The 23,246-nt window shown below is 58.5% G+C and carries 23 protein-coding genes; 7 read left to right on the top strand and 16 right to left on the bottom strand.

Annotated features, from left to right (window positions below; translation table 11 throughout):
- Positions 1-81: 81 nt before the first annotated feature.
- From HZ99_RS11130 to HZ99_RS11095, 8 genes are all read right to left on the bottom strand, one after another.
- Entirely contained in the window at positions 82-816 is a 735-nt protein-coding gene (locus HZ99_RS11130) for an amino acid ABC transporter ATP-binding protein (protein WP_038443010.1), read from the bottom strand.
- A complete protein-coding gene (locus HZ99_RS11125) occupies positions 813-1,484 on the bottom strand; it encodes an ABC transporter permease subunit (protein ID WP_038443008.1) in 672 nt (223 codons plus the stop codon). The genes HZ99_RS11130 and HZ99_RS11125 overlap by 4 nt, the downstream gene beginning before the upstream one ends.
- Positions 1,484-2,230 carry an amino acid ABC transporter permease gene (locus HZ99_RS11120; RefSeq protein ID WP_038443007.1) on the bottom strand — a complete coding sequence of 249 codons (747 nt, stop codon included), beginning with the start codon at positions 2,228-2,230 and terminating at the stop codon, positions 1,484-1,486. The genes HZ99_RS11125 and HZ99_RS11120 overlap by 1 nt, the downstream gene beginning before the upstream one ends.
- A gap of 192 nt (positions 2,231-2,422) precedes the next feature.
- Positions 2,423-3,349, bottom strand: coding sequence for a glutamate/aspartate ABC transporter substrate-binding protein (locus HZ99_RS11115; RefSeq protein ID WP_038443006.1), 927 nt, complete (start codon positions 3,347-3,349; stop codon positions 2,423-2,425).
- 393 nt (positions 3,350-3,742) lie between these two features.
- Positions 3,743-5,281: a glycerol-3-phosphate dehydrogenase gene (gene glpD, locus HZ99_RS11110; RefSeq protein WP_038443005.1), complete on the bottom strand. Its 1,539-nt coding sequence runs from the start codon at positions 5,279-5,281 to the stop codon at positions 3,743-3,745.
- 296 nt (positions 5,282-5,577) lie between these two features.
- Positions 5,578-6,333, bottom strand: a complete 756-nt coding sequence (locus tag HZ99_RS11105; RefSeq protein ID WP_038443004.1) for a DeoR/GlpR family transcriptional regulator — start codon at positions 6,331-6,333, stop codon at positions 5,578-5,580.
- A gap of 97 nt (positions 6,334-6,430) precedes the next feature.
- Positions 6,431-7,936, bottom strand: a complete 1,506-nt coding sequence (glpK, locus tag HZ99_RS11100) for a glycerol kinase GlpK (protein WP_038443003.1) — start codon at positions 7,934-7,936, stop codon at positions 6,431-6,433.
- A 76-nt stretch (positions 7,937-8,012) separates the two neighbouring features.
- Positions 8,013-8,867, bottom strand: a complete 855-nt coding sequence (locus HZ99_RS11095; protein ID WP_038443002.1) for an MIP/aquaporin family protein — start codon at positions 8,865-8,867, stop codon at positions 8,013-8,015.
- Between the two features lie 371 nt (positions 8,868-9,238).
- Here HZ99_RS11095 and ybaK point away from each other — a divergent pair, with 371 nt between their 5' ends.
- Positions 9,239-9,709: a Cys-tRNA(Pro) deacylase gene (gene ybaK, locus HZ99_RS11090; protein ID WP_038443001.1), complete on the top strand. Its 471-nt coding sequence runs from the start codon at positions 9,239-9,241 to the stop codon at positions 9,707-9,709.
- A gap of 125 nt (positions 9,710-9,834) precedes the next feature.
- Here the strand turns inward: ybaK and HZ99_RS11085 are convergent, their stop codons facing one another.
- On the bottom strand, positions 9,835-10,944 hold the full coding sequence (locus HZ99_RS11085) for an ABC transporter ATP-binding protein (protein WP_038443000.1): 1,110 nt from the start codon (positions 10,942-10,944) through the stop codon (positions 9,835-9,837).
- Positions 10,941-11,861, bottom strand: coding sequence for an ornithine carbamoyltransferase (gene argF, locus HZ99_RS11080; protein ID WP_038442999.1), 921 nt, complete (start codon positions 11,859-11,861; stop codon positions 10,941-10,943). Before argF ends, HZ99_RS11085 begins: the two co-directional genes overlap by 4 nt.
- A 434-nt stretch (positions 11,862-12,295) precedes the next feature.
- On the opposite strand from argF, the gene HZ99_RS11075 reads away from it, so the two are divergent.
- Both HZ99_RS11075 and grxD read left to right on the top strand, forming a co-directional pair.
- Positions 12,296-14,404: a molybdopterin oxidoreductase family protein gene (locus HZ99_RS11075; RefSeq protein ID WP_038442997.1), complete on the top strand. Its 2,109-nt coding sequence runs from the start codon at positions 12,296-12,298 to the stop codon at positions 14,402-14,404.
- Positions 14,405-14,507: 103 nt separating this feature from the next.
- Positions 14,508-14,846 carry a Grx4 family monothiol glutaredoxin gene (grxD, locus tag HZ99_RS11070; protein ID WP_029295186.1) on the top strand — a complete coding sequence of 113 codons (339 nt, stop codon included), beginning with the start codon at positions 14,508-14,510 and terminating at the stop codon, positions 14,844-14,846.
- Between the two features lie 90 nt (positions 14,847-14,936).
- Here the strand turns inward: grxD and bfr are convergent, their stop codons facing one another.
- The gene (gene bfr / locus HZ99_RS11065; protein WP_038442996.1) at positions 14,937-15,407 is read right to left on the bottom strand and encodes a bacterioferritin; all 471 of its coding nucleotides are present in this window, start codon (positions 15,405-15,407) and stop codon (positions 14,937-14,939) included.
- Positions 15,408-15,607: 200 nt separating this feature from the next.
- Complete coding sequence (locus tag HZ99_RS11060; RefSeq protein ID WP_038442994.1) at positions 15,608-15,826, bottom strand: bacterioferritin-associated ferredoxin; 219 nt, start codon at positions 15,824-15,826, stop codon at positions 15,608-15,610.
- A 235-nt stretch (positions 15,827-16,061) separates the two neighbouring features.
- Here HZ99_RS11060 and HZ99_RS11055 point away from each other — a divergent pair, with 235 nt between their 5' ends.
- Entirely contained in the window at positions 16,062-16,664 is a 603-nt protein-coding gene (locus tag HZ99_RS11055) for a peroxiredoxin (protein ID WP_003172097.1), read from the top strand.
- Positions 16,665-16,734: 70 nt separating this feature from the next.
- Here the strand turns inward: HZ99_RS11055 and rnt are convergent, their stop codons facing one another.
- Both rnt and pyrC read right to left on the bottom strand, forming a co-directional pair.
- Positions 16,735-17,406 (bottom strand): ribonuclease T, encoded by a 672-nt coding sequence (gene rnt / locus HZ99_RS11050; protein ID WP_029295237.1) that lies wholly within the window; start codon positions 17,404-17,406, stop codon positions 16,735-16,737.
- The gene (gene pyrC, locus HZ99_RS11045; RefSeq protein ID WP_038442993.1) at positions 17,403-18,449 is read right to left on the bottom strand and encodes a dihydroorotase; all 1,047 of its coding nucleotides are present in this window, start codon (positions 18,447-18,449) and stop codon (positions 17,403-17,405) included. The genes rnt and pyrC overlap by 4 nt, the downstream gene beginning before the upstream one ends.
- 156 nt (positions 18,450-18,605) lie before the next feature.
- Here pyrC and HZ99_RS11040 point away from each other — a divergent pair, with 156 nt between their 5' ends.
- The 3 genes from HZ99_RS11040 (at position 18,606) to HZ99_RS11030 (ending at position 22,218) form a co-directional block, all read left to right on the top strand.
- Entirely contained in the window at positions 18,606-19,514 is a 909-nt protein-coding gene (locus tag HZ99_RS11040) for a flagellar protein MotY (protein WP_038442992.1), read from the top strand.
- 229 nt (positions 19,515-19,743) lie between these two features.
- A complete protein-coding gene (locus HZ99_RS11035; protein ID WP_038442991.1) occupies positions 19,744-20,961 on the top strand; it encodes an argininosuccinate synthase in 1,218 nt (405 codons plus the stop codon).
- Positions 20,962-21,585: 624 nt separating this feature from the next.
- Positions 21,586-22,218 (top strand): response regulator transcription factor, encoded by a 633-nt coding sequence (locus HZ99_RS11030; protein WP_038442989.1) that lies wholly within the window; start codon positions 21,586-21,588, stop codon positions 22,216-22,218.
- 83 nt (positions 22,219-22,301) lie between these two features.
- Here HZ99_RS11030 and HZ99_RS11025 read toward each other — a convergent pair whose 3' ends face one another.
- Entirely contained in the window at positions 22,302-22,484 is a 183-nt protein-coding gene (locus HZ99_RS11025; RefSeq protein WP_038442988.1) for a PA3496 family putative envelope integrity protein, read from the bottom strand.
- Positions 22,485-22,591: 107 nt separating this feature from the next.
- Positions 22,592-23,230, bottom strand: coding sequence for an endonuclease III (gene nth, locus HZ99_RS11020; protein WP_038442987.1), 639 nt, complete (start codon positions 23,228-23,230; stop codon positions 22,592-22,594).
- Positions 23,231-23,246 lie beyond the last annotated feature (16 nt).

Raw genomic sequence — 23,246 nt, 5'->3', positions numbered from 1 at the left:
CAGCGATGAGGGCCTAGAGATCACCAGGGATTTCAAGGGCCCCATCGCCGGCCAGCCGGCTCCTACTGTGCCGGTCGTGTTTTAGTGCTGCAGGATTTTCTCGAGGAAGTGCTGCGCACGTTCGGAGCGGGCGCTGATATCACCGAAGAACTCTTCTTTGGGGCAGTCTTCGATGATCTTGCCGGCATCCATGAAGATCACGCGGTCGGCCACTTTGCGGGCGAAGCCCATCTCGTGGGTCACGCACATCATGGTCATGCCTTCGTGGGCCAGTTGCACCATCACGTCCAGTACTTCGTTGACCATCTCCGGGTCCAGGGCCGAAGTCGGTTCGTCGAACAGCATGACGATCGGGTCCATGGCCAGGGCGCGGGCAATCGCCACGCGCTGCTGCTGGCCACCGGAAAGCTGGCCCGGGTGCTTGTGGGCATGCGCCGAGAGGCCAACGCGCTCCAGCAGTTGCAGGCCTTTCTTGGTGGCTTCTTCCTTGCTGCGCCCCAGCACCTTGATCTGCGCGACGGTCAGGTTTTCGGTGATGGTCATGTGCGGGAACAGCTCGAAGTGCTGGAACACCATGCCAACGCGCGAGCGCAGTTTCGGCAGGTTGGTCTTCGGGTCGGCAATCGAAGTGCCGTCGACCACCACGTCACCTTTCTGGAACGGTTCCAGGGCGTTGACGCATTTGATCAGGGTGGATTTGCCCGAGCCGGACGGCCCGCACACCACGATCACTTCGCCTTTCTTGACCTCGGTGCTGCAATCGGTCAGCACCTGGAAGTCGCCATACCACTTGTTGATGTTCTTGATAGAGATCATACGGCAAACCTTTTTTGCAGACGCTTGACCAGCAGCGAGGCGGCAAAGCTGATGATGAAGTAGACGACACCGGCAAAGATCAGGAACTCATTGGAGCGGCCGATAATGTCGCCATTGGAACGGGCGGAGTTGAGGAAGTCCACCAGGCCCACGGTGTAGACCAGCGAGGTGTCCTGGAACAAGATGATGCTCTGCTGCAACAGCAGCGGGGTCATCTTGCGGAACGCCTGGGGCAGGATGATCAGGCGCATGGTCTGGCCGTAGGTCATGCCCATCGCTTGCGCCGCCGCCATCTGGCCCTTGGGGATCGACTGCACGCCGGCCCGCACGATTTCGCAGAAGTACGCGGCCTCGAACATCATGAATGCCACGACGCAGGAGGTGAACGCGCCAATGGGCGTGTCTTCGCCGGTGATCCAGCGCAACACGAACGGCACCGCCAGGTAGAACCAGGTGATCACCAGCAGCAGCGGGATCGAGCGGAAGTAGTTCACGTAGGCGCCGGCCACGCGGGACAGCAGCTTGCTGGAGGACAGGCGCATCAGCGCGAGGATGGTGCCGATGATGATGCCGCCGATCACGCCCATGACCATCAGCTTCAAGGTCATGACCATGCCGTTCCACAGGCCGGGGATGGCCGGGATGATGCCGCTGAAATCGAATTCCATTATTTACCCCCCACGGAAATCAGGCCGGGCACTGCGACTTTCTTCTCGACCACGCGCATCAGCAACATCAGGCTCATGTTCAGGGTGAAGTAGATCAGCGTGGCCAGGGTGAAGGCTTCAAACAGGTTGGCCGAGAACTCGGCGGTCTGCTTGGTTTGCGCGAGCAATTCCATTAGGCCGATCAAGGACGCCACGGAGGAGTTCTTGAAGACGTTGAGGAATTCCGAGGTAAGCGGCGGAATGATGATCCGGTAGGCCTGGGGCAGCAGCACGTTCCAGTAGATCTGCGACAGGCTGAAGCCCATGGCGCGCGCGGCGGCCTCCTGGCCCCGGGGCAGCGCCTGGATACCGGTACGCACCTGTTCACATACGCGGGCGGCGGTGAACAGGCCCAGGCACACGACAACGCTCAGGTAGGCCGAGGTGGTCGGGTTCAAGTCTTGTTTGTACCAGTCCTGCAGGTTCTGCGGCAGCAGGTCGGGTATCAGGAAGTACCAGATGAACAGCTGAACCAGCAGCGGCACGTTACGAAACAGTTCCACATAGCAAGTGGCGATGCCGGCCACGAGCCGATTGGGCATCGTGCGCATCACGCCCAGTATCGAGCCCAGCAGCAAGGCAACGATCCACGCCACGATGGCGATGGCGATGGTCCAGCCCAAACCGGAGATGAACCAGTCGAGATAGGTCTCGCTGCCCACGCCGGTGGACTTGAAGAATACGCCCCAGTCCCAGTTGTAATTCATTAGGGTCTCCCCCGAAATCGATCGATGTACAAGCACCCGCTTGGGGAAAATCCATTCCCGCCTGACGGTGAACGCCAGGCACACGCGATCGGCTCGAAAACCGCCAGGTCGAGTGTTCCACATTAAAGCCAGCAGGTAGTAACAGACGCCTGAGGGAGGTTGGCTCCCTCAGGCGATAAGCTTAGTCAGGTATCAGATTTTTACGTCAGGTGCTGGCTTGTCGCTTGGATTAGCGATCAGCTCCTTGACCTTGTCGCTCATCGGGAAGTTGAGGTTCAGGCCTTTTGGTGGGATCGGGCTTTCGAACCATTTGGAGTAGATCTTGTTGATCTCACCGGATTTGTAGAGGCCGACAATGGCGTCATCCACGGCTTTCTTGAACGCCGGATCGTCTTTGCGAACCATGCAGGCATAGGCTTCAAAGGACTGTGGCGTGCCGGTGATAACCCAGTCATCGGGCTTCTTGGCCTTGGCTTCTTCACCGGCCAGCAGGGCGTCGTCCATCATGAAGGCAACGGCGCGGCCGCTTTCCAGCATCTGGAAGGATTCGCCATGGTCTTTGGCGGAGATGACGTTCATGCCCATCTGCTTGTCGGCGTTCATGGCCTTGATGATGCGCTCGGACGTGGTACCTGCGGTGGTCACGACGTTCTTGCCTTTGAGGTCGGCGAAGTCGGCGTAGCTCGGCTTGCCATCCTTGTCTTTCTTGACCAGCAGACGGGTGCCGATCTCGAAGATGTTGACGGTGAAATCAACTTGCTGGGCGCGTTCGGCGTTGTTGGTGGTGGAGCCGCACTCGAGGTCCGCGGTGCCGTTCTGGATCAGCGGAATACGGGTTTGCGAAGTGACCAGGTTGTACTTGGCCTTCAGCTCGGGTTTGTTCAGGTCTTTTTTCAGGGCTTCAACGATAGCCAGCTGAATGTCGTGGGAGTAGCCCACGGGTTTGCCCGATCCATCCGCGATGTAGGAAAACGGAATGGAGCTGTCGCGGTGTGCGAGGGTGATGGTGCCGGAGTCGTTGATTTTCTTCAGTGTGCCGGTCAGTTCGGCGGCGAAAACTGGAGTGCTGATCAGAGCGGCAGCGATAGCTGCGCCCAGAATTTGGGGAACAATACGCATCAATACTTCCTCGACATTTGTTTTTTTTATGAAGCCTGGACGGCTCTTTCGATACAGCGAATGCCTATGACGGCTCCTGAAGCATCTCAGGCAAACACGTATCAAGTGTAGAGCATGAGTCGTGCCAGGCTGTTAATAAAGGCATAACTATATGATTTATATAGTGATTAACTTTATATGACGATGTTTATCCGGTGTTTAAGTCCGGCAAACCGAATCGAGGGAAGTAACGCGTTCGGAAAACCGAATCTGTAGGAGCCGGCTTGCTGGCGATAGCGATATATCAGTTTGCGCTGTAAACATCGTTGAACCGCGATCGCCGGCAAGCCGGCTCCTACTTGAGGCGCGGGTCAAAAAAAGCCCCTGGACCTTTCGGTGCAGGGGCTTGATCAATCAGGCCGCCTCGATTTTGCTGCGATTGTGCTCCACCTTGATCAGGTAACGCTGCAGGCTCTCCTGTTCCTCGGGGGTGGTGAACAGGCCGAGCTTGGTCCGCCGCCACAGGATGTCGTAGGCCTGGGTCGCCCACTCCTCGGCGCACAGGTAGTCGACTTCCCGGGTGTACAGGCCGCCACCCAGGTGCTCGCCCAGGTCGGCCAGCGATTGCACGCCTTCGAGCAGGCGCCAGGTGCGGCTGCCATAGGTCGTCGACCAACGACGGGCGATTTCGCCGGGGATCCACTCGAATTTACCGCGAATGTCCGTGGCCAGGGCTTCTGGCGTGGTCATGTCTTCACCGCCGGGCAGGCTGGCCTTGGCGGTCCAGCTTGGCTTGATATGGGGGAAGTACGGGGCCAGTTGCGCCAGTGCCGATTCGGCCAATTTGCGGTAGGTGGTCAGCTTGCCACCAAACACCGAGAGGATCGGCGCTTCTTCACCGGTGCCGGAGAGTGCCAGGGTGTAGTCACGGGTAATGGCCGATGGGTTGTCGGACTCATCGTTGCACAGCGGGCGTACGCCGGAGTAGGTATGGACGATATCGTCGCGGCTCAACTGCTGCTTGAAGTGGGCATTGACCACCTTGAGCATGTAGTCCGTTTCACCCTCGGTAATCGCCACTTTCGCCGGGTCGCCGGTGTACTCACGGTCGGTGGTGCCGATGATGGTCAGGTGGTTGAGGTACGGAATGGTGAAGACGATACGCCCGTCCTCGTTTTGCAGAATGTGCGCATGGGCGCCTTCGTACAGTTTCGGCACGATCAGGTGGCTGCCCTGGATCAGGCGGATGCCGTAGGGCGAATCCAGCTTCAGGTCATCCTTGATGAATTTCGCGACCCACGGGCCGGCCGCATTCACCAGGGCCTTGGCGCGGATCGAGAACAGGCTGCCATCGGCACGTTCCAGGTGCAGGTGCCACAGGCCCTTGCTGCGGCGGGCGCTGACGCAGCGGGTCTGGGTGTGGATATGTGCACCTTTTTCCCGGGCGGCCATGGCGTTGAGCACGACCAGACGCGCGTCATCGACCCAGCAGTCGGAGTATTCAAACCCTTTGGTGATTTCACTTTTCAGCGGGCTGTCGGCGCCGAACTTCAGGCTTTTGGAGCCAGCGAGTTTTTCGCGTTTGCCGAGGTGGTCATACAAGAACAGGCCGGCCCGGATCATCCAGGCTGGGCGCAGGTGCGGGCGGTGGGGCAGCACAAAGCGCATTTGCTTGACGATGTGCGGGGCCTTGGCCAGCAGCACTTCGCGTTCGGCCAGGGCTTCGCGCACCAGGCGGAATTCGTAATGTTCGAGATAGCGCAGGCCGCCGTGGATCAGCTTGCTGCTGGCGGACGAAGTGTGGCTGGCCAGGTCGTCCTTTTCGCAAAGGAATACCGACAGGCCGCGACCGGCTGCATCTGCCGCGATGCCCACGCCATTGATCCCGCCGCCGATAACGGCAACATCATAGACTTCGGCAAGGGGTGGAGCAGGCAAGGTAGAAGGGGTCATCGGCTGGCCTCGCGATCTTTATTTATATTTGAATTCGAACATTAATGTTCATTTGCGAAAATGGTAGCTCATAAACGCGGGCACAGCCAGCTGGCTTCGATTGAAAATACTGATCGAAGGGCGGAAAAAGGAAAATTTGTGAACATCGGCGGTAGGCGCTGACTTGCCGGCGATGGCGGCTTTTACGTCGCCGCAGGGCTCAAGGGCCTCATCACCGGCAAGCCAGCTCCTACAGGTTGATTGCATTCCAACTGTAGGAGCGGGCTTGCTGGCGATGACGAGATCTCAGGGAGAGATCAGACGACTTCCAGGCGAATCTTGTTCTGGCTCAACAACTGCACCAGCGCCGGCACTGGTTGCTGATCGGTGACCAGGCAATCGATCAAACTGATCGGTCCCAGGCGAATCATGGCATTGCGCCCGAATTTGCTGGAGTCCGCCGCCAGGATCACCTTGCGCGCATTGGCAATGATGGCCTGGGAAACCCGCACTTCCTGGTAATCGAAGTCCAGCAGGCTGCCGTCCTCGTCGATACCGCTGATACCCACCAGGGCGAAGTCGACCTTGAACTGATTGATAAAGTCCACGCTGGCCTGGCCCACTACGCCGCCGTCACGGCGCACATTGCCGCCGGTCAGCAGCACGTCGAAGTCGTCCTTGGCGCTGAGCATCATGGCAACGTTGAGGTTGTTGGTGATGATCTTCAGGTGGCTGTGGTTGAGCAGCGCCCGGGCGATGGACTCGGTGGTGGTGCCGATATTGATGAACAGCGAGGCGTGATCGGGGATCTGTGCGGCAATGGCTTCGCCGATGCGCTGTTTTTCATCGCGCATCTGGTCGGCACGCATGGCGTATTCGGTGTTTTCGACGCTGGAGTCATAGGCGGCGCCGCCGTGGTAGCGGCGCAGCAGGTTGGCTTCGGCCAGTTGATTGATATCGCGGCGGATGGTTTGCGGGGTCACAACGAACAGCTGCGCCATTTCCTCGATACTGACATAACCGCGTTCGCGGACCAGTTCGAGGATTTGCTGCTGACGGGGAGGCAGATTCATGGGGCGTCCTTTGGGCTGCCGTACAAAAAAGTGGCCCATGATGACGCGGGAATCTGCTCCCTGCCAGTTACAACCCTAAGTGGGTCCGGCGCTTGGCTTATTCAGCGCCTTCGTGGGGTTCCCAGTCGCGGGTACGGCTGACCGCTTTTTTCCAGCCGGCGTAGAGTTTTTCTTTGGCTGGCTCATCCAGTTGCGGTTCGAATTCGCGCTCGATCACCGCTTTACCCCGCAGTTCTTCCAGGCTGCCCCAGAACCCACAGGCCAGTCCGGCCAGGTAGGCGGCGCCCAATGCGGTGGTCTCGCGCATTTGCGGGCGCTCGACCTGGGTGCCGAGGATGTCGGCCTGGAACTGCATCAGGAAGTTGTTGGCCACTGCACCACCGTCAACCCGCAGGGATTTGAGGCGCTCGCCGGAATCCTGCTGCATGGCGTCGAGCACGTCGCGAGTCTGGTAGGCAATCGACTCCAGGGCTGCGCGAATGATGTGATCCACACGTACGCCACGGGTCAGGCCGAACAGTGCGCCTCGGGCATAGGGATCCCAGTACGGAGCGCCCAGGCCGGTGAACGCCGGCACGAGGTACACGCCGTTGCTGTCCTTGACCTTATTGGCGAAGTATTCAGTGTCGTGGGCGTCGTTGATGATCTTCAACTCGTCGCGCAGCCATTGCACAGTGGAGCCGCCATTGAAGACAGCGCCTTCCAGGGCGTAGGCCACTTCGCCACGGGGGCCGCAGGCGATAGTGGTGAGCATGCCGTGCTGGGATTTGACCGCCTTGTCGCCGGTGTTCATCAGCAGGAAGCAGCCGGTGCCGTAGGTGTTTTTCGCCTGCCCCGGCTCGACGCACATTTGGCCGAACAGTGCCGCTTGCTGGTCGCCGGCAATCCCGCCAATGGCAATCCCGCTTTTGGTGCGGCCGTAGATTTGCGAGGAGGATTTAACCTCTGGCAGCATCTCGCGCGGGATGTCCAGCACCTCAAGCATCTTCGCGTCCCACTCCAGGGTGTGGATGTTGAAGAGCATGGTGCGCGAGGCGTTGGTGTAGTCGGTGACGTGGGTCTTGCCGCCGGTAAATTTCCAGATCAGCCAGCTGTCGATGGTGCCGAACAGCAGTTCGCCATTGCGCGCGCGTTCGCGGCTGCCTTCGACGTTATCGAGGATCCACTTCAGCTTGGTGCCGGAAAAGTACGGGTCGGTGACCAGGCCGGTGGTGTCGCTGATGTATTGCTCATGGCCGTCGCGCTTGAGCTGCTGGCAGATTTCGGTGCTGCGGCGGCATTGCCAGACGATGGCGTTGTAGATCGGGCGGCCGGTGATCTTGTCCCAGACCACCGTGGTTTCACGCTGGTTGGTGATGCCGATGGCGGCAACCTGATCGTGGTGCAGGCCGGCTTGCGCCAGGGCTTCGACCATCACCGCGCTTTGGGTGGCGAAGATTTCCATCGGGTCATGCTCGACCCAGCCGGCTTGCGGGTAGTGCTGGACGAATTCACGTTGGGCGGTGCACACCACGTTGGCGTCACGATCAAAGATGATCGCCCGGGAACTGGTGGTGCCCTGATCAAGGGCAATGATGTAGTTCTTATTCTGTGTGTCGGTCATGTCGATTGCCTTGGACGGAAAAAAGAGTGGGTAAGTAGCCTGGGCCGCAGGGGCAGAAGGGCTCAGGCTACCGCTTTCAGGATGTTCGGGTGTTACCGCCGACGGCGGTTTCGGCTGCATCAGTTGTAGCAGCTGCGGCGTTGGGCAGGTGGCGGGCAATCAACCCGCGATAGGCAGCAGCGCCGAGGCAGGCACCGACAATCGGTGCAAGGATCGGAACCAGGAAATAAGGAATATCGCGCCCGCCGGTGAAGGCTATTTCACCCCAGCCGGCAAAAAAGGTCATCAGTTTGGGGCCGAAATCTCGGGCCGGGTTCATCGCAAAGCCCGTCAATGGGCCCATGGCGCTACCGATTACCGCGATCAGCAATCCGATCAGCAGTGGGGCCAGGGGGCCGCGAGGCAAGCCATTGTTGTCATCGGTCAGGGCCATGATCACGCCCATGAGGATGGCGGTGATGACCATTTCGACGAGAAATGCTTGGGCCGTGTTCAGCAGGGCGTGGGGGTAGGTGGAGAACACTGAAGCCAACTCCAGGCTGGCTGCGGAACCACGGACCATCTGGTGGGTTTGTTCGTAATCGAAAAACAGGTTGCTGTAGAGCGTGTACACCAACGCGGCGGAGCAAAAGGCACCAGCAACCTGGGCGATGATATAGAAGGGCAGTTTGCGCTTGTCGAAATCGGCAAAGATGCACAGCGCGATACTGACTGCGGGGTTCAGATGAGCCCCGGAAATGCCGGCGCTCAGGTAGATCGCCATGCTCACGCCGATCCCCCAGATGATGCTGATTTCCCACAAGCCAAAACTGGCACCCGCGACTTTGAGCGCTGCGACACAGCCGGTGCCGAAGAAGATCAGCAGCGCGGTACCGAGGAATTCGGCCATGCATTGGCTTGAAAGTGAAGGCGGTTGAAGAGCGGTTGTCATGGAAAACCTCGATTTTTTTTCTTGTCTGGCGCGTTGTCACAACGGACAAGGCGCGATTTTCACCGCGAACAGGATCCCCATCCTGTTCGCGGCTTACTGCTCGAGCACTGTGGGAAGATTCGTACAGTATTCGGAAACGAAAAAATATAGACAAGAAACACCGCTGTCAAAGGTCGAAAGTGAACGATTGGTCATTTTCTAACTATTAACACGGTGAATGATCGTGTCGGCACGGCAATGCAGCGCGCAACACGCCTGGCCAGGATCCGCGCGGATTCGTCGCACCGTGGCCTGCACTAGAGCGTTTTGCCTGGGTTTACCCTAGAATCGGCGACCTGCTTTTCCACGTTTCCCCCAAGCCTGGAGCCCCCATGACACCCGCATTGGACTTACTGAAAAAAGTTCGCGCCGAACATCGTGTCCACAGTTACGAACACGACCCCAAGGCCGCCTCCTATGGCCTGGAGGCCGCGGAAAAGTTGAGCCTCGACCCTGCACAGGTGTTCAAGACCCTGCTGGCTTGCAGTGAAAAAGGTGAGTTGTTGGTGGCGGTGGTGCCGGTCGTCGGAAGTCTGGATTTGAAGGCCCTGGCACACGCGGCGGGGGTGAAAAAAGTCGAGATGGCCGACCCGGCGGCGGCGCAGCGCTCGACCGGTTATTTGCTGGGGGGGATTAGCCCGTTGGGGCAGAAGAAGCGCTTGCGCACTTTCATCGATGTAAGCGCACAGCCTTTTGCGACAATTTTTGTCAGCGCAGGCAGGAGAGGGTTGGAGGTGGAGTTGGCGGCGGCGGTGTTGGCCGAGCATACCCTGGGTAAATTTGCGCCGATTGGCCGGGCCTGATCTCAAACATAGCGGGATCAGCCTGTAGGCGCTGGCTTGCCTGCGATAGCGTCACCTTAATGTCACTGATACACCGAGGCGTCTGCATCGCAGGCAAGCCAGCGCCTACAGGTTGATCGGGTTTTTCAGTTGGCAGTGCTGTAGCGTCGTACGCCTGATTCGACCTGTGGAATCTGCGCCGCCGTACTCCCCGAGGCCTGGAACAACACCAGGTGTTCGGCTGCCACGCGAATCCCCACCTGTGCGCCAATCTGATGATCGGCATGGCTGGGGAAAATCGATTCCAGCTGGGCGCCGGTCGGCAACTGCAAGCGGTACAAGGTCGAGGCCCCCAGGAAGGTCTTGCCGACAATCTGTGCTTTCAAGGCGCTGTCCGGTGCATAAACAATGTCATCCGGGCGCAGCAGCACGTCTACCGCAGAGCCAGTCGGCCAGGTATAGGCACGATTGCCGCGCAGTTCGCCCAGTTCGGTGCTGACCGATTCCGGCGTGCTCAACTGGCCACGGATGAAGTAACCCTGGCCAATAAAGCTCGCGACGTAGGGTGTCAGCGGTTCGTGATAGAGGTTGTAGGGCGTATCCCACTGTTCCAGCCGGCCTTCCTTGAACACGCCAACGTGATCGCTCACGGCAAAGGCTTCTTCCTGGTCATGGGTGACCAATATCGCACTGGTGCCGCGGGCCTTGAGGATATCTCGCACTTCATGGCTGAGCTTGCGGCGCAGTTCGCCATCGAGGTTGGAGAAGGGTTCGTCCAGCAACAGCAACTGCGGTTCGGGTGCCAGTGCTCGGGCCAGGGCCACACGCTGTTGCTGGCCGCCGGACAGTTCGTGGGGGAAGCGCTTGCCCAGGTTCTTCAGGTTGACCAACTCCAGCAACTCGGCGACCACACGCTCTTTGTGCGGGTGCTTGCGAATGCCAAAGCCAATGTTGTCGGCCACGCTGAGATGGGGAAACAGTGCGTAGTCCTGGAACACCATGCCAATGCGACGTTTCTCCGGTGCCAGGGTAAAGCCGGCGCTGGAGATCACTTCGCCTGCCAGGTTGATCTCACCTTCGTGCACTGGCTCAAACCCGGCAATCGCGCGCAGGGTGGTGGTCTTGCCACAGCCCGAAGAGCCCAGCAGGCAACCGATGTCGCCGGCATTAAGGTGCAGGTTGAGGTTCTGCACCACCCGTTGGTCCTGATAGCCGCATGCCAGATTGCGTAGGTTCAGCAGAAGTGGCTGGCTCATGCGTGGTGGTACGCCGGTGGGACCAGGAACTCCAGCAAAGCCTTCTGGGCGTGCAGGCGGTTTTCTGCCTGGTCCCAGGCCACGGAGCGCGGGTCGTCCAATAGGTCGAGGCTGATTTCTTCGCCGCGATGGGCCGGCAGGCAATGCATGAACAGCACGTCCGGCGCGGCGAGGTCGAGCAATTCTCGGGTGACTTGATAGGGCGCGAACAGGGCCATGCGCTTGGCGGATTCGTCTTCCTGGCCCATGGAGGTCCAGACGTCGGTGCTCACCAGATGCGCGCCGATCACGGCGTCCTTGGGGTCGCGCACGATTTGTACGCGGGCGTCGGCCTTGGCCAGGAACTCGGCGCTCGGCTCGTAGCCCGCAGGGCAGGCAATGCGCAGATGGAAGTCAAACTGGATCGCAGCTTCTATATAGCTGTTGCACATATTGTTGCCATCGCCGATCCAGGCCACGGTCTTGCCCTGGATCGCGCCGCGGTGCTCAAGAAAGGTTTGCATATCGGCCAGTAACTGGCACGGATGCAGATCATCGGACAACCCATTGATCACCGGCACCCGCGAGTTGGCGGCGAATTCGGTGAGGGTGCTGTGGGCAAAGGTACGGATCATCACCGCATCAAGCATGCGCGACATGACGATGGCGCAATCGCTGATCGGTTCGCCACGGCCCAGTTGGGTGTCACGGGGCGACAGAAAGATGGCCTGGCCGCCAAGCTGGATCATGCCGGCTTCGAAGGACAGGCGGGTACGGGTGGACGACTTCTCGAAAATCATCCCGAGTACGCGGTTTTTCAAAGGCTCGAACAGTACGCCGCGATTACGCAGGTCTTTAAGCTCAATGCCTCGACGGATCACGCTGACCAGCTCTTCGGGCGTGCAATCCATCAGGGAGAGAAAGTGCCTTGCGCTCATCATTAACTACCTTTTTGCAACAGACCGCAGATACTCAAAGCCTTGTTTATTGTGACAACGGGCGAGACCTGCGGCGAAAGCCGCACGGGGCGACGAAATAGGGGAAGGCGCGATATTGACACTAAATGTCGCGTCTTACCAATAGGCTACGGTTTTTTAGAGGGGTTCAAAGGGGCGGGAATTGCACTTTTGAGGCCTGTTTACGGACAGCAGCGGGTCATTTGTACACTGGCGTCGCGACCTTTTGCAATGTGTGATGGCGGCCTCGGGCCAGGTTGCGTCGGTTTCCGGGGCGGTGTGGGCGGTTTCTGAAACATTTGCTTATCTTACCCATGGCCTCGCCTGATGGTCGTTGATTCACGGGGCGAACGTTGCTGGCGCCACTGATGCCTGCGGCCCATAGTCGGGCCAAAGCCCCAATAAAGAGACTGGCCATGACCAAGACTCTCCATCACCGTGCCTGCCACCTGTGCGAAGCCATCTGCGGCCTGACCCTGGAAACCACCACCTCGGACGCAGGCGGCATTGCCATTACCTCAATCAAGGGGGACGCCCAGGACACTTTCAGCCGGGGCCATATCTGCCCCAAGGCCGTAGCCCTGCAGGATATCCAGAACGACCCTGACCGCCTGCACCAGCCGATGCTACGGGTGGGCAGCGAGTGGCAGCCGATCCCCTGGGATGAGGCCTTCGCCCTGGTGGCAGAACGCTTGGCGGGGATCCAGGCGCGGCATGGGCACAATGCGGTGGCGGTGTACCAGGGCAATCCCAGCGTGCATAACTATGGCTTGATGACCCACAGTAACTACTTCCTAGGGCAACTGAAGACGCGCAATCGCTTCTCCGCAACATCGGTGGACCAATTGCCTCATCACCTTACCAGTCACCTGATGTATGGGCATGGTCTGTTGTTGCCCATCCCGGACATCGACCAGACCGACTTCATGCTGATCCTGGGCGGCAACCCACTGGCCTCCAATGGCAGCATCATGACCGTGCCGGACGTGGAAAAGCGCCTGAAGGCGATTCAGGCACGAGGCGGCAAAGTGGTTGTGGTCGACCCCCGGCGCAGTGAGACGGCGGCCATGGCCGACCAGCATCTGTTTGTGCGCCCTGGCGCAGATGTGGCGTTGCTGTTCGGGCTGCTCAACACACTGTTCACCGAGCACCTGACCCGTGACAGCCACTTGCCGGTAGACGGCCTGGATGAGGTGCGCCGCGCGGTCGAGGGGTTTACTGCCGAGGCCATGAGCGCCCAATGCGCAGTGCCGGCCGAGCAGATTCGCCAGTTGGCGCGGGATTTTGCGGCGGCGGACAAGGCGGTCTGCTATGGGCGGATGGGGGTGTCGACCCAGGCATTCGGTACCTTGTGCCACTGGCTGGTGCAGTTGATCAACCTGGTCACGGGCAATCTGGACCGGGTCGGTGGCGCGTTGTGCACCGAGCCTGCGGTGGATCTGGTGGCGGCTACGTCCGGCGGGCACTTCAATCGTTGGCAGAGCCGGGTTTCCGGGCGCCCTGAATACAGCGGCGAGTTGCCGGTATCGGCCCTGGCCGAGGAAATGCTTACCGAGGGTGAAGGACAAATCCGCGCGTTGGTGACGGTGGCTGGCAATCCGGTGCTGTCCACACCCAACGGTCGGCAACTGGAACAGGCGCTGGACGGCCTGGAGTTCATGGTCAGCGTGGACCTGTATATCAACGAGACCACACGCTATGCCGACCTGATCCTGCCATCGACCTCGGCCCTGGAAAACGATCACTACGACACCACCTTCAATATGTTTGCGGTGCGTAACGTCACACGCTTCAACCGGGCGATTCTGCCCAAGCCCGAGGGCGCGTTGCACGACTGGGAAATCTTTGTCGGCCTGGCCCAGGCATTTGCGGCCCGGACCGGCAACCCACTCAAACCGACCCTGGCGCCGGCGCAGATGATTGACCTCGGGCTGCGGGCTGGCGCCTATGGGGATGCCTCCACGCACAAACTGTCGGTGGCAATGCTGGCCGACCACCCCCATGGCCTGGATTTGGGGCCGCTGAAGGCGAACCTGGCGGCGCGCTTGAAAACCGCCAATGGTCGGGTACAGGCGGCGCCAGCAGTGATTCTGGCGGACCTGGTGCGCTTTGCCGCAATGCCGCTGCCCAAGGTCGATGAGTTGCTGCTGATCGGTCGCCGGCATGTACGCAGCAATAATTCGTGGATGCATAACTATCACCGGCTGGTGAAGGGTAAGCCACGGCATCAATTGCTGATGCACCCGGATGACCTTGCCAGTCGCCAGTTGAGTGACGGGCAGCGGGTGCGGGTCAGCTCTCGGATCGGCATGATCGAAGTGCAAGTGCTGGCCAGCCTGGAGATGATGCCTGGCGTAGTCAGCCTGCCCCACGGTTGGGGTCATGACCGGCCAGGTGTCCATATGAACATTGCCAGTGCCCAGCCAGGGGCGAGTGCCAACGACCTGACGGATGAGCGGCAGTTGGATGAGTTGTCGGGCAACGCGGCGTTGAACGGTGTGCCGGTGCAGGTCGCGGCGGCGTGATGCAGCGAGTCTGTCGGGGAGCCTGAGCACCACGCTGGGATTTTGCGTTACAATGCGCCACCGTGCCGACCTGTGAGTCGCAAAGTTCCAGCCGAGGTGTTCCATGGATATCATCGAAACGATCAAAGAGCAGATTGCTAACAACACGATTCTGCTTTACATGAAGGGCGCCCCGAATGCCCCGCAGTGTGGCTTCTCTGCCAAGGCTTCCCAGGCTGTCATGCAGTGTGGCGAAAAGTTCGCTTACGTGGATATCCTGCAAAATCCGGAAATCCGCGCCAACCTGCCGAAGTACGCCAACTGGCCTACTTTCCCACAACTGTGGGTGGCCGGTGAGCTGGTCGGTGGTAGCGATATCATCACCGAAATGGCGGCTGACGGCTCGTTGCAGGCGCTGATCAAGGAGGCTGCTGAAAAAGCGGCCGCCAAGACCGAAGCCTGACCTCCCGTAGGAGCCGGCTTGCCGGCTCCCACATTAAAAAGCCCCGCATCTCGAAGAGAGCGGGGCTTTTTAGTGGGCGCGAACCTTGGGTTATTCACCCATCTGCGATTGCAGGTAGTTCTCCAGGGTCACTTTGTCGATCAGGCCGACCTGGGTTTCCAGCCAGTCGATATGTTCTTCCTGGTCTTCCAGGATATCTTCCAGCAATTCGCGGCTGCCGAAGTCGCCCTTGGTTTCACAGTGCGCGATGGCAGCCTTGAGGTCTGCGTGGCTCTTGCGCTCGAAGCCAAGGTCACTGTTGAGCATTTCCAGGGTGTGCTCGCCAATATTGAGCTTGCCCAGATCCTGTACGTTCGGCAGGCCTTCGAGGAACAGGATGCGCTTGATCAGTGCGTCCGCATCCTTCATGGCCTTGATCGATTCCTTGTACTCACGCTTGCCGAGCTTTTCCAGGCCCCAGTCGTCATACATGCGTGCATGCAGGAAGTACTGATTGATCGCGACCAGTTCATTGGCAAGGATTTTGTTGAGTTGCTGGATGACTGAGATGTCGCCTTTCATGTTGGGGTCCTGCCCTGTGTTCGTTGTATATAGGGCGGAGTTTGAGCTGCGCAATTACGAGTGTCAAACCTAAGTTATTGAATAATAAATGAAAATTAATCGGAATAAGAATGTTTGTGTTCCGCGTCTTGGCCCTAACTATTTGAATTACAGGCATAAAAAAACCGGACACTAAGTCCGGTTCTTTAAAATAGGCTGTTTTAAGCGTGTGTAAATTCTGCCGAGTAGGGGATCGCCGCCTGGGCTACCTGCAGTTTTGTCAGGGTTTCCCGTACCACTTGCTTGGCAAGGCAGGCACATTTGCCGCATTGGCTGGCAACGCCGGTGGTTTCACGCACTTCCTTGTAGCTGCAGCAACCTTCATAGATCGCTTCGCGGATTTGTCCGTCGGTGACGCCAGTGCAGAGGCAGACATACATAAGGGAGAACCATCGCGGCTTAAGGCTTAAGTGCGATGGATCTTAATGTTAACGAGAATGATTGTCAAAGTGCTTTCTCAAACCCTTGCCCCCTATGGGCCTTCCACTGACGAACGGCTTTTTTCAGGTATGATGGTCGGTCTTTACGAAGCGTGATCCCGTCACAGGCCTGTCGTCAATTCACGGCAGACTCACGGGCGGTCCATTTACTTCAATTACCATCAGGAGATAACCAATGAGCGTACTCGTCGGCAAACAAGCCCCGGATTTCGACGTCCCGGCCGTCCTCGGCAATGGCGAAATCGTTGATAGCTTCAAGCTGTCTGAAGCCATCAAAGGCAAATACGGCCTGGTGTTCTTCTACCCGCTGGACTTCACCTTCGTCTGCCCGTCCGAGCTGATCGCCCTGGACCACCGTATGGACGATTTCAAGGCCCGTAATGTTGAAGTGGTTGCCGTTTCCATCGACTCCCATTTCACCCACAACGCCTGGCGTAACACCGCTATCAATGATGGCGGCATCGGCAAAGTCAAATACACCATGGCTGCCGACATGAAGCACGACATTGCCAAGGCCTACGACGTTGAGTCCGAAGGCGGCGTGGCTTTCCGTGGTGCGTTCCTGATCGACGACAAGGGCGTTGTGCGCTCGCAGATCATCAACGACCTGCCGCTGGGCCGTAACATGGAAGAGCTGATCCGCCTGGTCGACGCTCTGCAATTCCACGAAGAGCACGGTGAAGTCTGCCCGGCCAACTGGAAAAAGGGCGACAAAGGCATGAACGCTTCGCCAGAAGGCGTTGCAGCCTACCTGACCGAGAACGCTGGCAAGCTGTAAGCCAGATTTGCGGTGAAAAAAACCGGCCTGTGAGGGCCGGTTTTTTTATGCACGGGATTTGGCGAATCAATCAGTCGCTGAAGTCTTCCCAGCCACCCATCTGTTTCCAGCGGTTGACGATGCCGCAGAACAGATCGGCAGTCTTCTCTGTATCGTAGCGGGCCGAGTGGGCTTCACGGCCGTCGAAGTCGATGCCGGCTGCCTGGCATGCCTTGGCCAGTACGGTCTGGCCATAAGCCAGGCCAGCCAGGGTCGCGGTGTCGAAGCTGGAGAACGGATGAAACGGGTTGCGTTTCATGTCCAGGCGCGCAACGGCAGCGTTGAGGAAGCCCAGGTCGAAACTGCTGTTGTGGCCGACCAGAATCGCGCGCTTGCAGCCGTTGGCCTTCAAGGCCTTGCGAACGCCACGGAAGATGTCGGTCAATGCCGCTTCTTCGCTGACGGCCATGCGCAGTGGATGATCGAGCTTGATCCCGGTGAACTCCAGGGCCGCCGCTTCGATATTGGCGCCTTCAAACGGCTCGACGCGGAAGAAGTGGGTGTGCTCTGGATACACAAAGCCCTGTTCATCCATGCCGATGGTGGTAGCCGCAATTTCCAGCAGCGCATCGGTGGCGCAATTGAAGCCGCCGGTTTCTACATCGATAACGACAGGCAGATAGCCGCGAAAGCGCTCGGCCATCGGGTGACGCGAACCGCCGCCACCGTGTTCCTGTTCGTCGTCGTAATGGTCTTCACTCACGTGTGTTCCTCCAGCAGGCGCCAGCGCAGTGTTTCACCGGCGCGCAGCGGGATAACGGTCAGCTCGCCAAATGGCAGGCTGGTGGGGGCGGTCCAGTCTTCACGGACCAGGGTAATGCGGTCGGTATTCGCCGGCAGGCCGTAGAAGCGAGGGCCATTGAGGCTGGCGAAGGCTTCGAGTTTGTCCAGGGCATTGCGCGCTTCAAAGGCTTCGGCGTACAGCTCGATCGCCGCATAGGCGGTGTAGCAGCCGGCACAGCCACAGGCCGCTTCCTTGGCATGCTGGGCGTGAGGCGCGGAGTCGGTGCCGAGGAAAAACTTCGCGCTGCCACTGGTAGCCGCATCGAGCAAGGCTACCTGGTGGGTATTGCGCTTGAGGATCGGCAGGCAATAGAAGTGCGGCCGAATCCCACCCACCAGCATATGGTTGCGGTTATACAGCAGATGATGCGCGGTGATGGTTGCGCCGACGTTGGCCGAAGCCTCGGTGACGAACTGCACGGCGTCTGCGGTGGTGATGTGCTCGAACACGACCTTGAGGGTCGGGAACAGCTCGACCACACGACGCATATGCTCGTCGATGAAGATCTTTTCGCGATCGAATACATCGACATCGCCACGGGTGACTTCACCGTGGATCAGCAGCGGCATGCCCACTTCGGCCATGGCTTCGATGGCGGGCAGGATCTTGTCGATACTGGTCACGCCGGAGTCGGAGTTGGTCGTGGCGCCGGCCGGGTACAGCTTGGCGGCGTGCACAAAGCCGCTGGCCTTGGCCTCGCGGATTTCGGCAGGCTGGGTGCGGTCGGTCAGGTAGAGCACCATCAACGGTTCGAAGCGGCTGCCGGCTGGTCGTGCAGCGAGGATACGCTGGCGATAGGCGTCGGCTTCTGCAGCGTTACGCACCGGAGGTACCAGGTTAGGCATGATGATGGCGCGGCCAAACGTGCGCGCAACATCGGCCACGGTTTGGGGCAACGCAGCACCATCGCGAAGATGAATATGCCAGTCGTCGGGACGCAGCAGGGTCAGGCGGTCGGACATTGGGGATTCCAGGCGGGTCAATCTGGTGGGAATGCTACCGGAAAAGACTCTTGCAGGCACTCGCTATCAAGTTTTGCAGGACCCGACCGATATCCCTGGGTATGCCTTAACGATGTATGACGCCTTGATGTGTTGTAGAAACCAGTGGAGCCGCCCGTGCGCCAGCAATATCTAGCCCTGCTCAGCGTGTTCGCCAGCCTGCCCGCGATGGCCCTGACGTTCCAGACGCGCCTGGAGAATATCGAGTGGAAGGTAGAGGGCGACAAGTTCGAGTGCCGCTTGAGCCAGCCTATCGCCGATTTTGGTTCGGGAGAGTTCGTGCGCCGGGCCGGCGAGCAGGCGACATTTCGTCTGAAAGCCTATAACGGCGCGCTGGGTGTTGGTTCCGCGACGCTATTGGCGGCGGCGGCACCGTGGCAGCCGGGGCGCGGTGATATCAACCTTGGTGCCGTGCGTGCAGGCAGCGGTGATGTGCTGTTCAACAGCTCCCAGGCCCAGGCCGGGCGCCTGTTCAATGGTCTGCTGGATGGCCGCAGCCCCACGGTGCGCCACTATTCCCGGGACGGCGGCTATTCGGAGATCCGCCTGCTGCCGGTGCGCTTCAACAAGGCCTACAGTGACTACCAGTTGTGTACCGCGAAGTTGCTACCGATGAACTTCGAGCAGGTCAAGCAGGCTGAAGTCGGCTTTCCGGGGGGGGGCATCGACCTCGACCCGGCAGCCAAGGCCAAATTGATGGTGATACTCGAATTCATCAAGGCTGACCCTACGGTCAACCATATCGAGTTGGACGGCCATTCGGACAACAGCGGCAACCGCCTGACCAATCGCGACCTGTCCAGGCGTCGCGGCCTGGCGGTGATGGACTTTCTCAAGGCCAACGGTATCCCCGAATCGCAGATTGTCCTGCGCTTCCATGGCGAGCGCTACCCGCTGGTGCCCAACACCAATCCGGCCAACCGAGCGAAGAACCGGCGGGTAAATATCCACCTCGACCGCGTGCCGGCTCCTGAAAAACCGGCGCCCCAGGCCACGGCCCCGGCGAATGCGGCGGCGACCTCGTAGGAGCCGTCTTGCCGGCGAAAATCGTTAACGATAACGCTGAGTGTCTGACACCCCGCGGCGATTTGCCGGCCGCCATCGTCGGCAAGTCGGCTCCTGCATAGGTGCGGCGATTCGTCGCTCGCCCGACATAATCTGTCGCTTTATCTTCATTTGCTGTCGCGCCTCTGTAATTTCACGGTTTTGATCGGTAGAATCGACGCCTTTCCGTAAAACCCCGTGGAGTGATGGCATGGCCGACGTAAACAAGGTCGTTCTCGCGTATTCCGGCGGCCTGGACACTTCGGTGATCCTCAAGTGGCTGCAGGATACTTATAACTGTGAAGTGGTGACCTTTACCGCTGACCTGGGTCAGGGCGAAGAGGTCGAACCTGCACGAGCCAAGGCGCAAGCCATGGGCGTCAAAGAAATCTACATTGACGACCTGCGCGAAGAATTCGTCCGCGATTTCGTTTTCCCGATGTTTCGCGCCAACACCGTCTACGAAGGCGAGTACCTGCTGGGTACTTCCATCGCCCGCCCTCTGATCGCCAAGCGCCTGATCGAAATTGCCAACGAAACCGGTGCTGACGCCATTTCCCATGGTGCCACCGGCAAGGGTAACGACCAGGTACGTTTCGAACTGGGCGCCTATGCCTTGAAACCAGGCGTAAAAGTGATTGCACCATGGCGTGAGTGGGACCTGCTGTCCCGCGAAAAGCTGATGGATTACGCTGAAAAGCACGCAATCCCGATCGAACGTCACGGCAAGAAAAAGTCCCCGTACTCGATGGACGCCAACCTCCTGCACATCTCCTATGAAGGTGGCGTGCTGGAAGACACCTGGACCGAGCACGAAGAAGACATGTGGAAGTGGACCGTCTCCCCGGAGAACGCTCCCGACAAGCCGCAGTACCTGGAATTGACCTACCGCCACGGCGACATCGTCGCGCTGGACGGCGTCGAAATGACCCCGGCCACTGTACTGGCGACCCTGAACCGTATCGGTGGCGAGCACGGTATTGGCCGTCTGGATATCGTAGAGAACCGCTACGTGGGCATGAAGTCCCGTGGCTGCTACGAAACCCCGGGTGGCACCATCATGCTGCGTGCTCACCGCGCCATCGAGTCCATCACCCTGGACCGCGAAGTGGCTCACCTCAAGGATGAGCTGATGCCCAAGTACGCCAGCCTGATCTACACCGGCTACTGGTGGAGCCCTGAGCGCCTGATGCTGCAACAGATGATCGATGCTTCCCAGGCCCACGTGAACGGTGTTGTGCGCCTGAAGCTGTACAAGGGCAACGTGATCGTGACCGGTCGCAAATCCGATGAGTCGCTGTTCGATGCCAATATCGCTACCTTTGAAGAGGATGGCGGCGCCTACAATCAGGCCGACGCGGCTGGTTTCATCAAGCTCAACGCACTGCGCATGCGCATTGCGGCCAACAAGGGGCGCAAGTTGTTCTGACATACGCTGAAGCGTTATAAAGAATGGTTCCTCGAAAGGGGGGCCATTTTTTTTGCCTGCCATTCAGTGGGTGTTTATTAATGTTTAATGTTTTTCTAAAGGTCGAGATTGTTGGTGTTTAATGCTTTTCTGGGTTTTTGGGTTTTGTATCTGGAAGTTGGTGTCTCGGGCGCTTAACCTTATTTTTTTTTAAATTCATTCGGTTATTTAGTAGGAAGAAGGTGGTGTTATATTTAGTTTGTTGAAATGTCTGTCAGATAATTCCAGGTGTTGTTAGCAGCTGTTGCACGGGGGAACTTTTTCGAAGCGGTGTTTTGTGGTTCCGACAGCCGAAGATGCAATCCGTGCAAGGGGTTTTTCCTGAAAGTGGCGTGCGCCCTGTTTACTTTTCTGGGCTGTGGTGGCTTTTTTTTTGCTCAAGATATGTTTGCCCACGGAAAGTTCTGAAAGGCTGAATAGAAACCGATACATCCATATAGGCGTTTTTTTGTAGGCCTATTCTCATAACTTTGTGAGTTGGGTCTCTGCTTGTCGTTACTTGGGGGGGAGTGCTATGCCAAGGAGGAAACGACTAGGCTATTGTGCTGGTTCTGAATAATTCGAACAGCGAAATTGGACTAGCCCATGAATAAAGTGCTGATCGTGGATGATCATCCCGTCATTCGTCTTGCTGTACGCATGCTAATGGAACGTCATGGTTATGAGGTCGTTGCAGAGACCGATAACGGAGTCGATGCGTTGCAACTAGCGCGGGAGCATATGCCGGATATTGTCATCCTGGATATTGGAATTCCCAAACTTGATGGTTTGGAAGTTATTTGCCGCCTGTCTTCTACAAAACAGGCGCAACCTTTCAAGGTTCTGGTGCTGACGTCACAGGCGCCAGGCCATTTTTCCATGCGCTGCATGCAGGCAGGTGCCGCGGGCTACGTGTGCAAGCAGCAGGATCTCACCGAGCTGCTGAGCGCAATCAAGGCGGTGCTCTCTGGCTACAGCTACTTCCCTAACCAGGCACTCAACTCGGTGCGCTCCACCCAGGGCAACGCCAGCGAAGCAGATATGGTCGAGCGGCTCTCAGGCCGGGAGATGATGGTGTTGCAGCAACTGGCGCAGGGAAAAACCAACAAGGAGATCGCGGATGGCATGTTCCTCAGCAACAAGACCGTGAGTACCTACAAGACGCGTTTGCTGCTCAAGCTCAATGCCCGATCCCTGGTGGACCTGATTGAACTCGCCCAGCGTAACGGCTTGGTGTAAGAGGTAGGCGTTACACGGGCTCGCTGAGGAACACTGCCAGGAAAAGCCTCCATGGCGGAGGCTTCTGGTTGCGGCCAGCTTGGCTAGAGATCGAAATCGTAATCGGCCAACTGTTTTTGCAAGCGTCGCTCTTCCAGAAGGTTGTCGATGGTGCGGCGTTTGCTCAAATTGGTCTTGGCCACTTCTACCGGTGCATCGGCTGCTTCGTCAGTGTCCGTGGCCACAAAGTCTTCTTCTACATCCAGTTGTTCTTTGCCAGTGCTCATAAGGTTAACTCCAGGCTAAGACTGCCGTTGGCGCTCCTTATATCGATAATCGTGCAGCGGGTAAAAAAGATTTTTTCAATCGACTGATCAATAAAACCAATGATTGCTCAATCGTCCGACGTCTTTTCCTTGTATTCACACAAATCTTCGATGCGACAGCTGCCACAGCGTGGCTTGCGCGCCTGGCACACATAACGACCGTGCAGGATCAACCAGTGGTGGGAGTCGAGGAGGTAAGGCTTGGGTACAAACTTCATCAGTTGCTTCTCCACCTCCACCACATTTTTGCCCGGAGCAATCCCAGTGCGGTTACTGACCCTGAAAATGTGGGTGTCCACCGCCATGGTCAATTGCCGAAACGCCGTATTGAGCACCACATTCGCGGTCTTGCGTCCTACACCGGGCAGTGCCTCGAGCGCTTCCCGGGTTTCTGGCACCTCGCCGGCATGCAACTCGACCAGTAATCGGCAGGTTTCGATGACGTTTTTCGCCTTGCTGTTGTACAGGCCAATGGTTTTGATGTACTGCGACAACCCCTCAACCCCCAAGGCATGGATCGCGGCCGGGGTATTGGCCACGGGAAACAGCTTGGCCGTGGCCTTGTTGACGCCCACATCTGTCGACTGCGCAGACAGGATCACGGCAATCAGCAGCTCGAACGGCGATGAATAGGCCAGCTCGGTCTTGGGTTCCGGGTTGTCCTCGTGAAACCGGCGAAAGATCTCCAGGCGTTTTGCGGCATTCATTGGGCGAGCGGTTCCT

It is taken from the genome of Pseudomonas fluorescens (assembly GCF_000730425.1).
Taxonomy (GTDB): Bacteria; Pseudomonadota; Gammaproteobacteria; order Pseudomonadales; family Pseudomonadaceae; genus Aquipseudomonas; species Aquipseudomonas fluorescens_X.
This window is presented reverse-complemented; position numbering and strand designations above follow the sequence as displayed.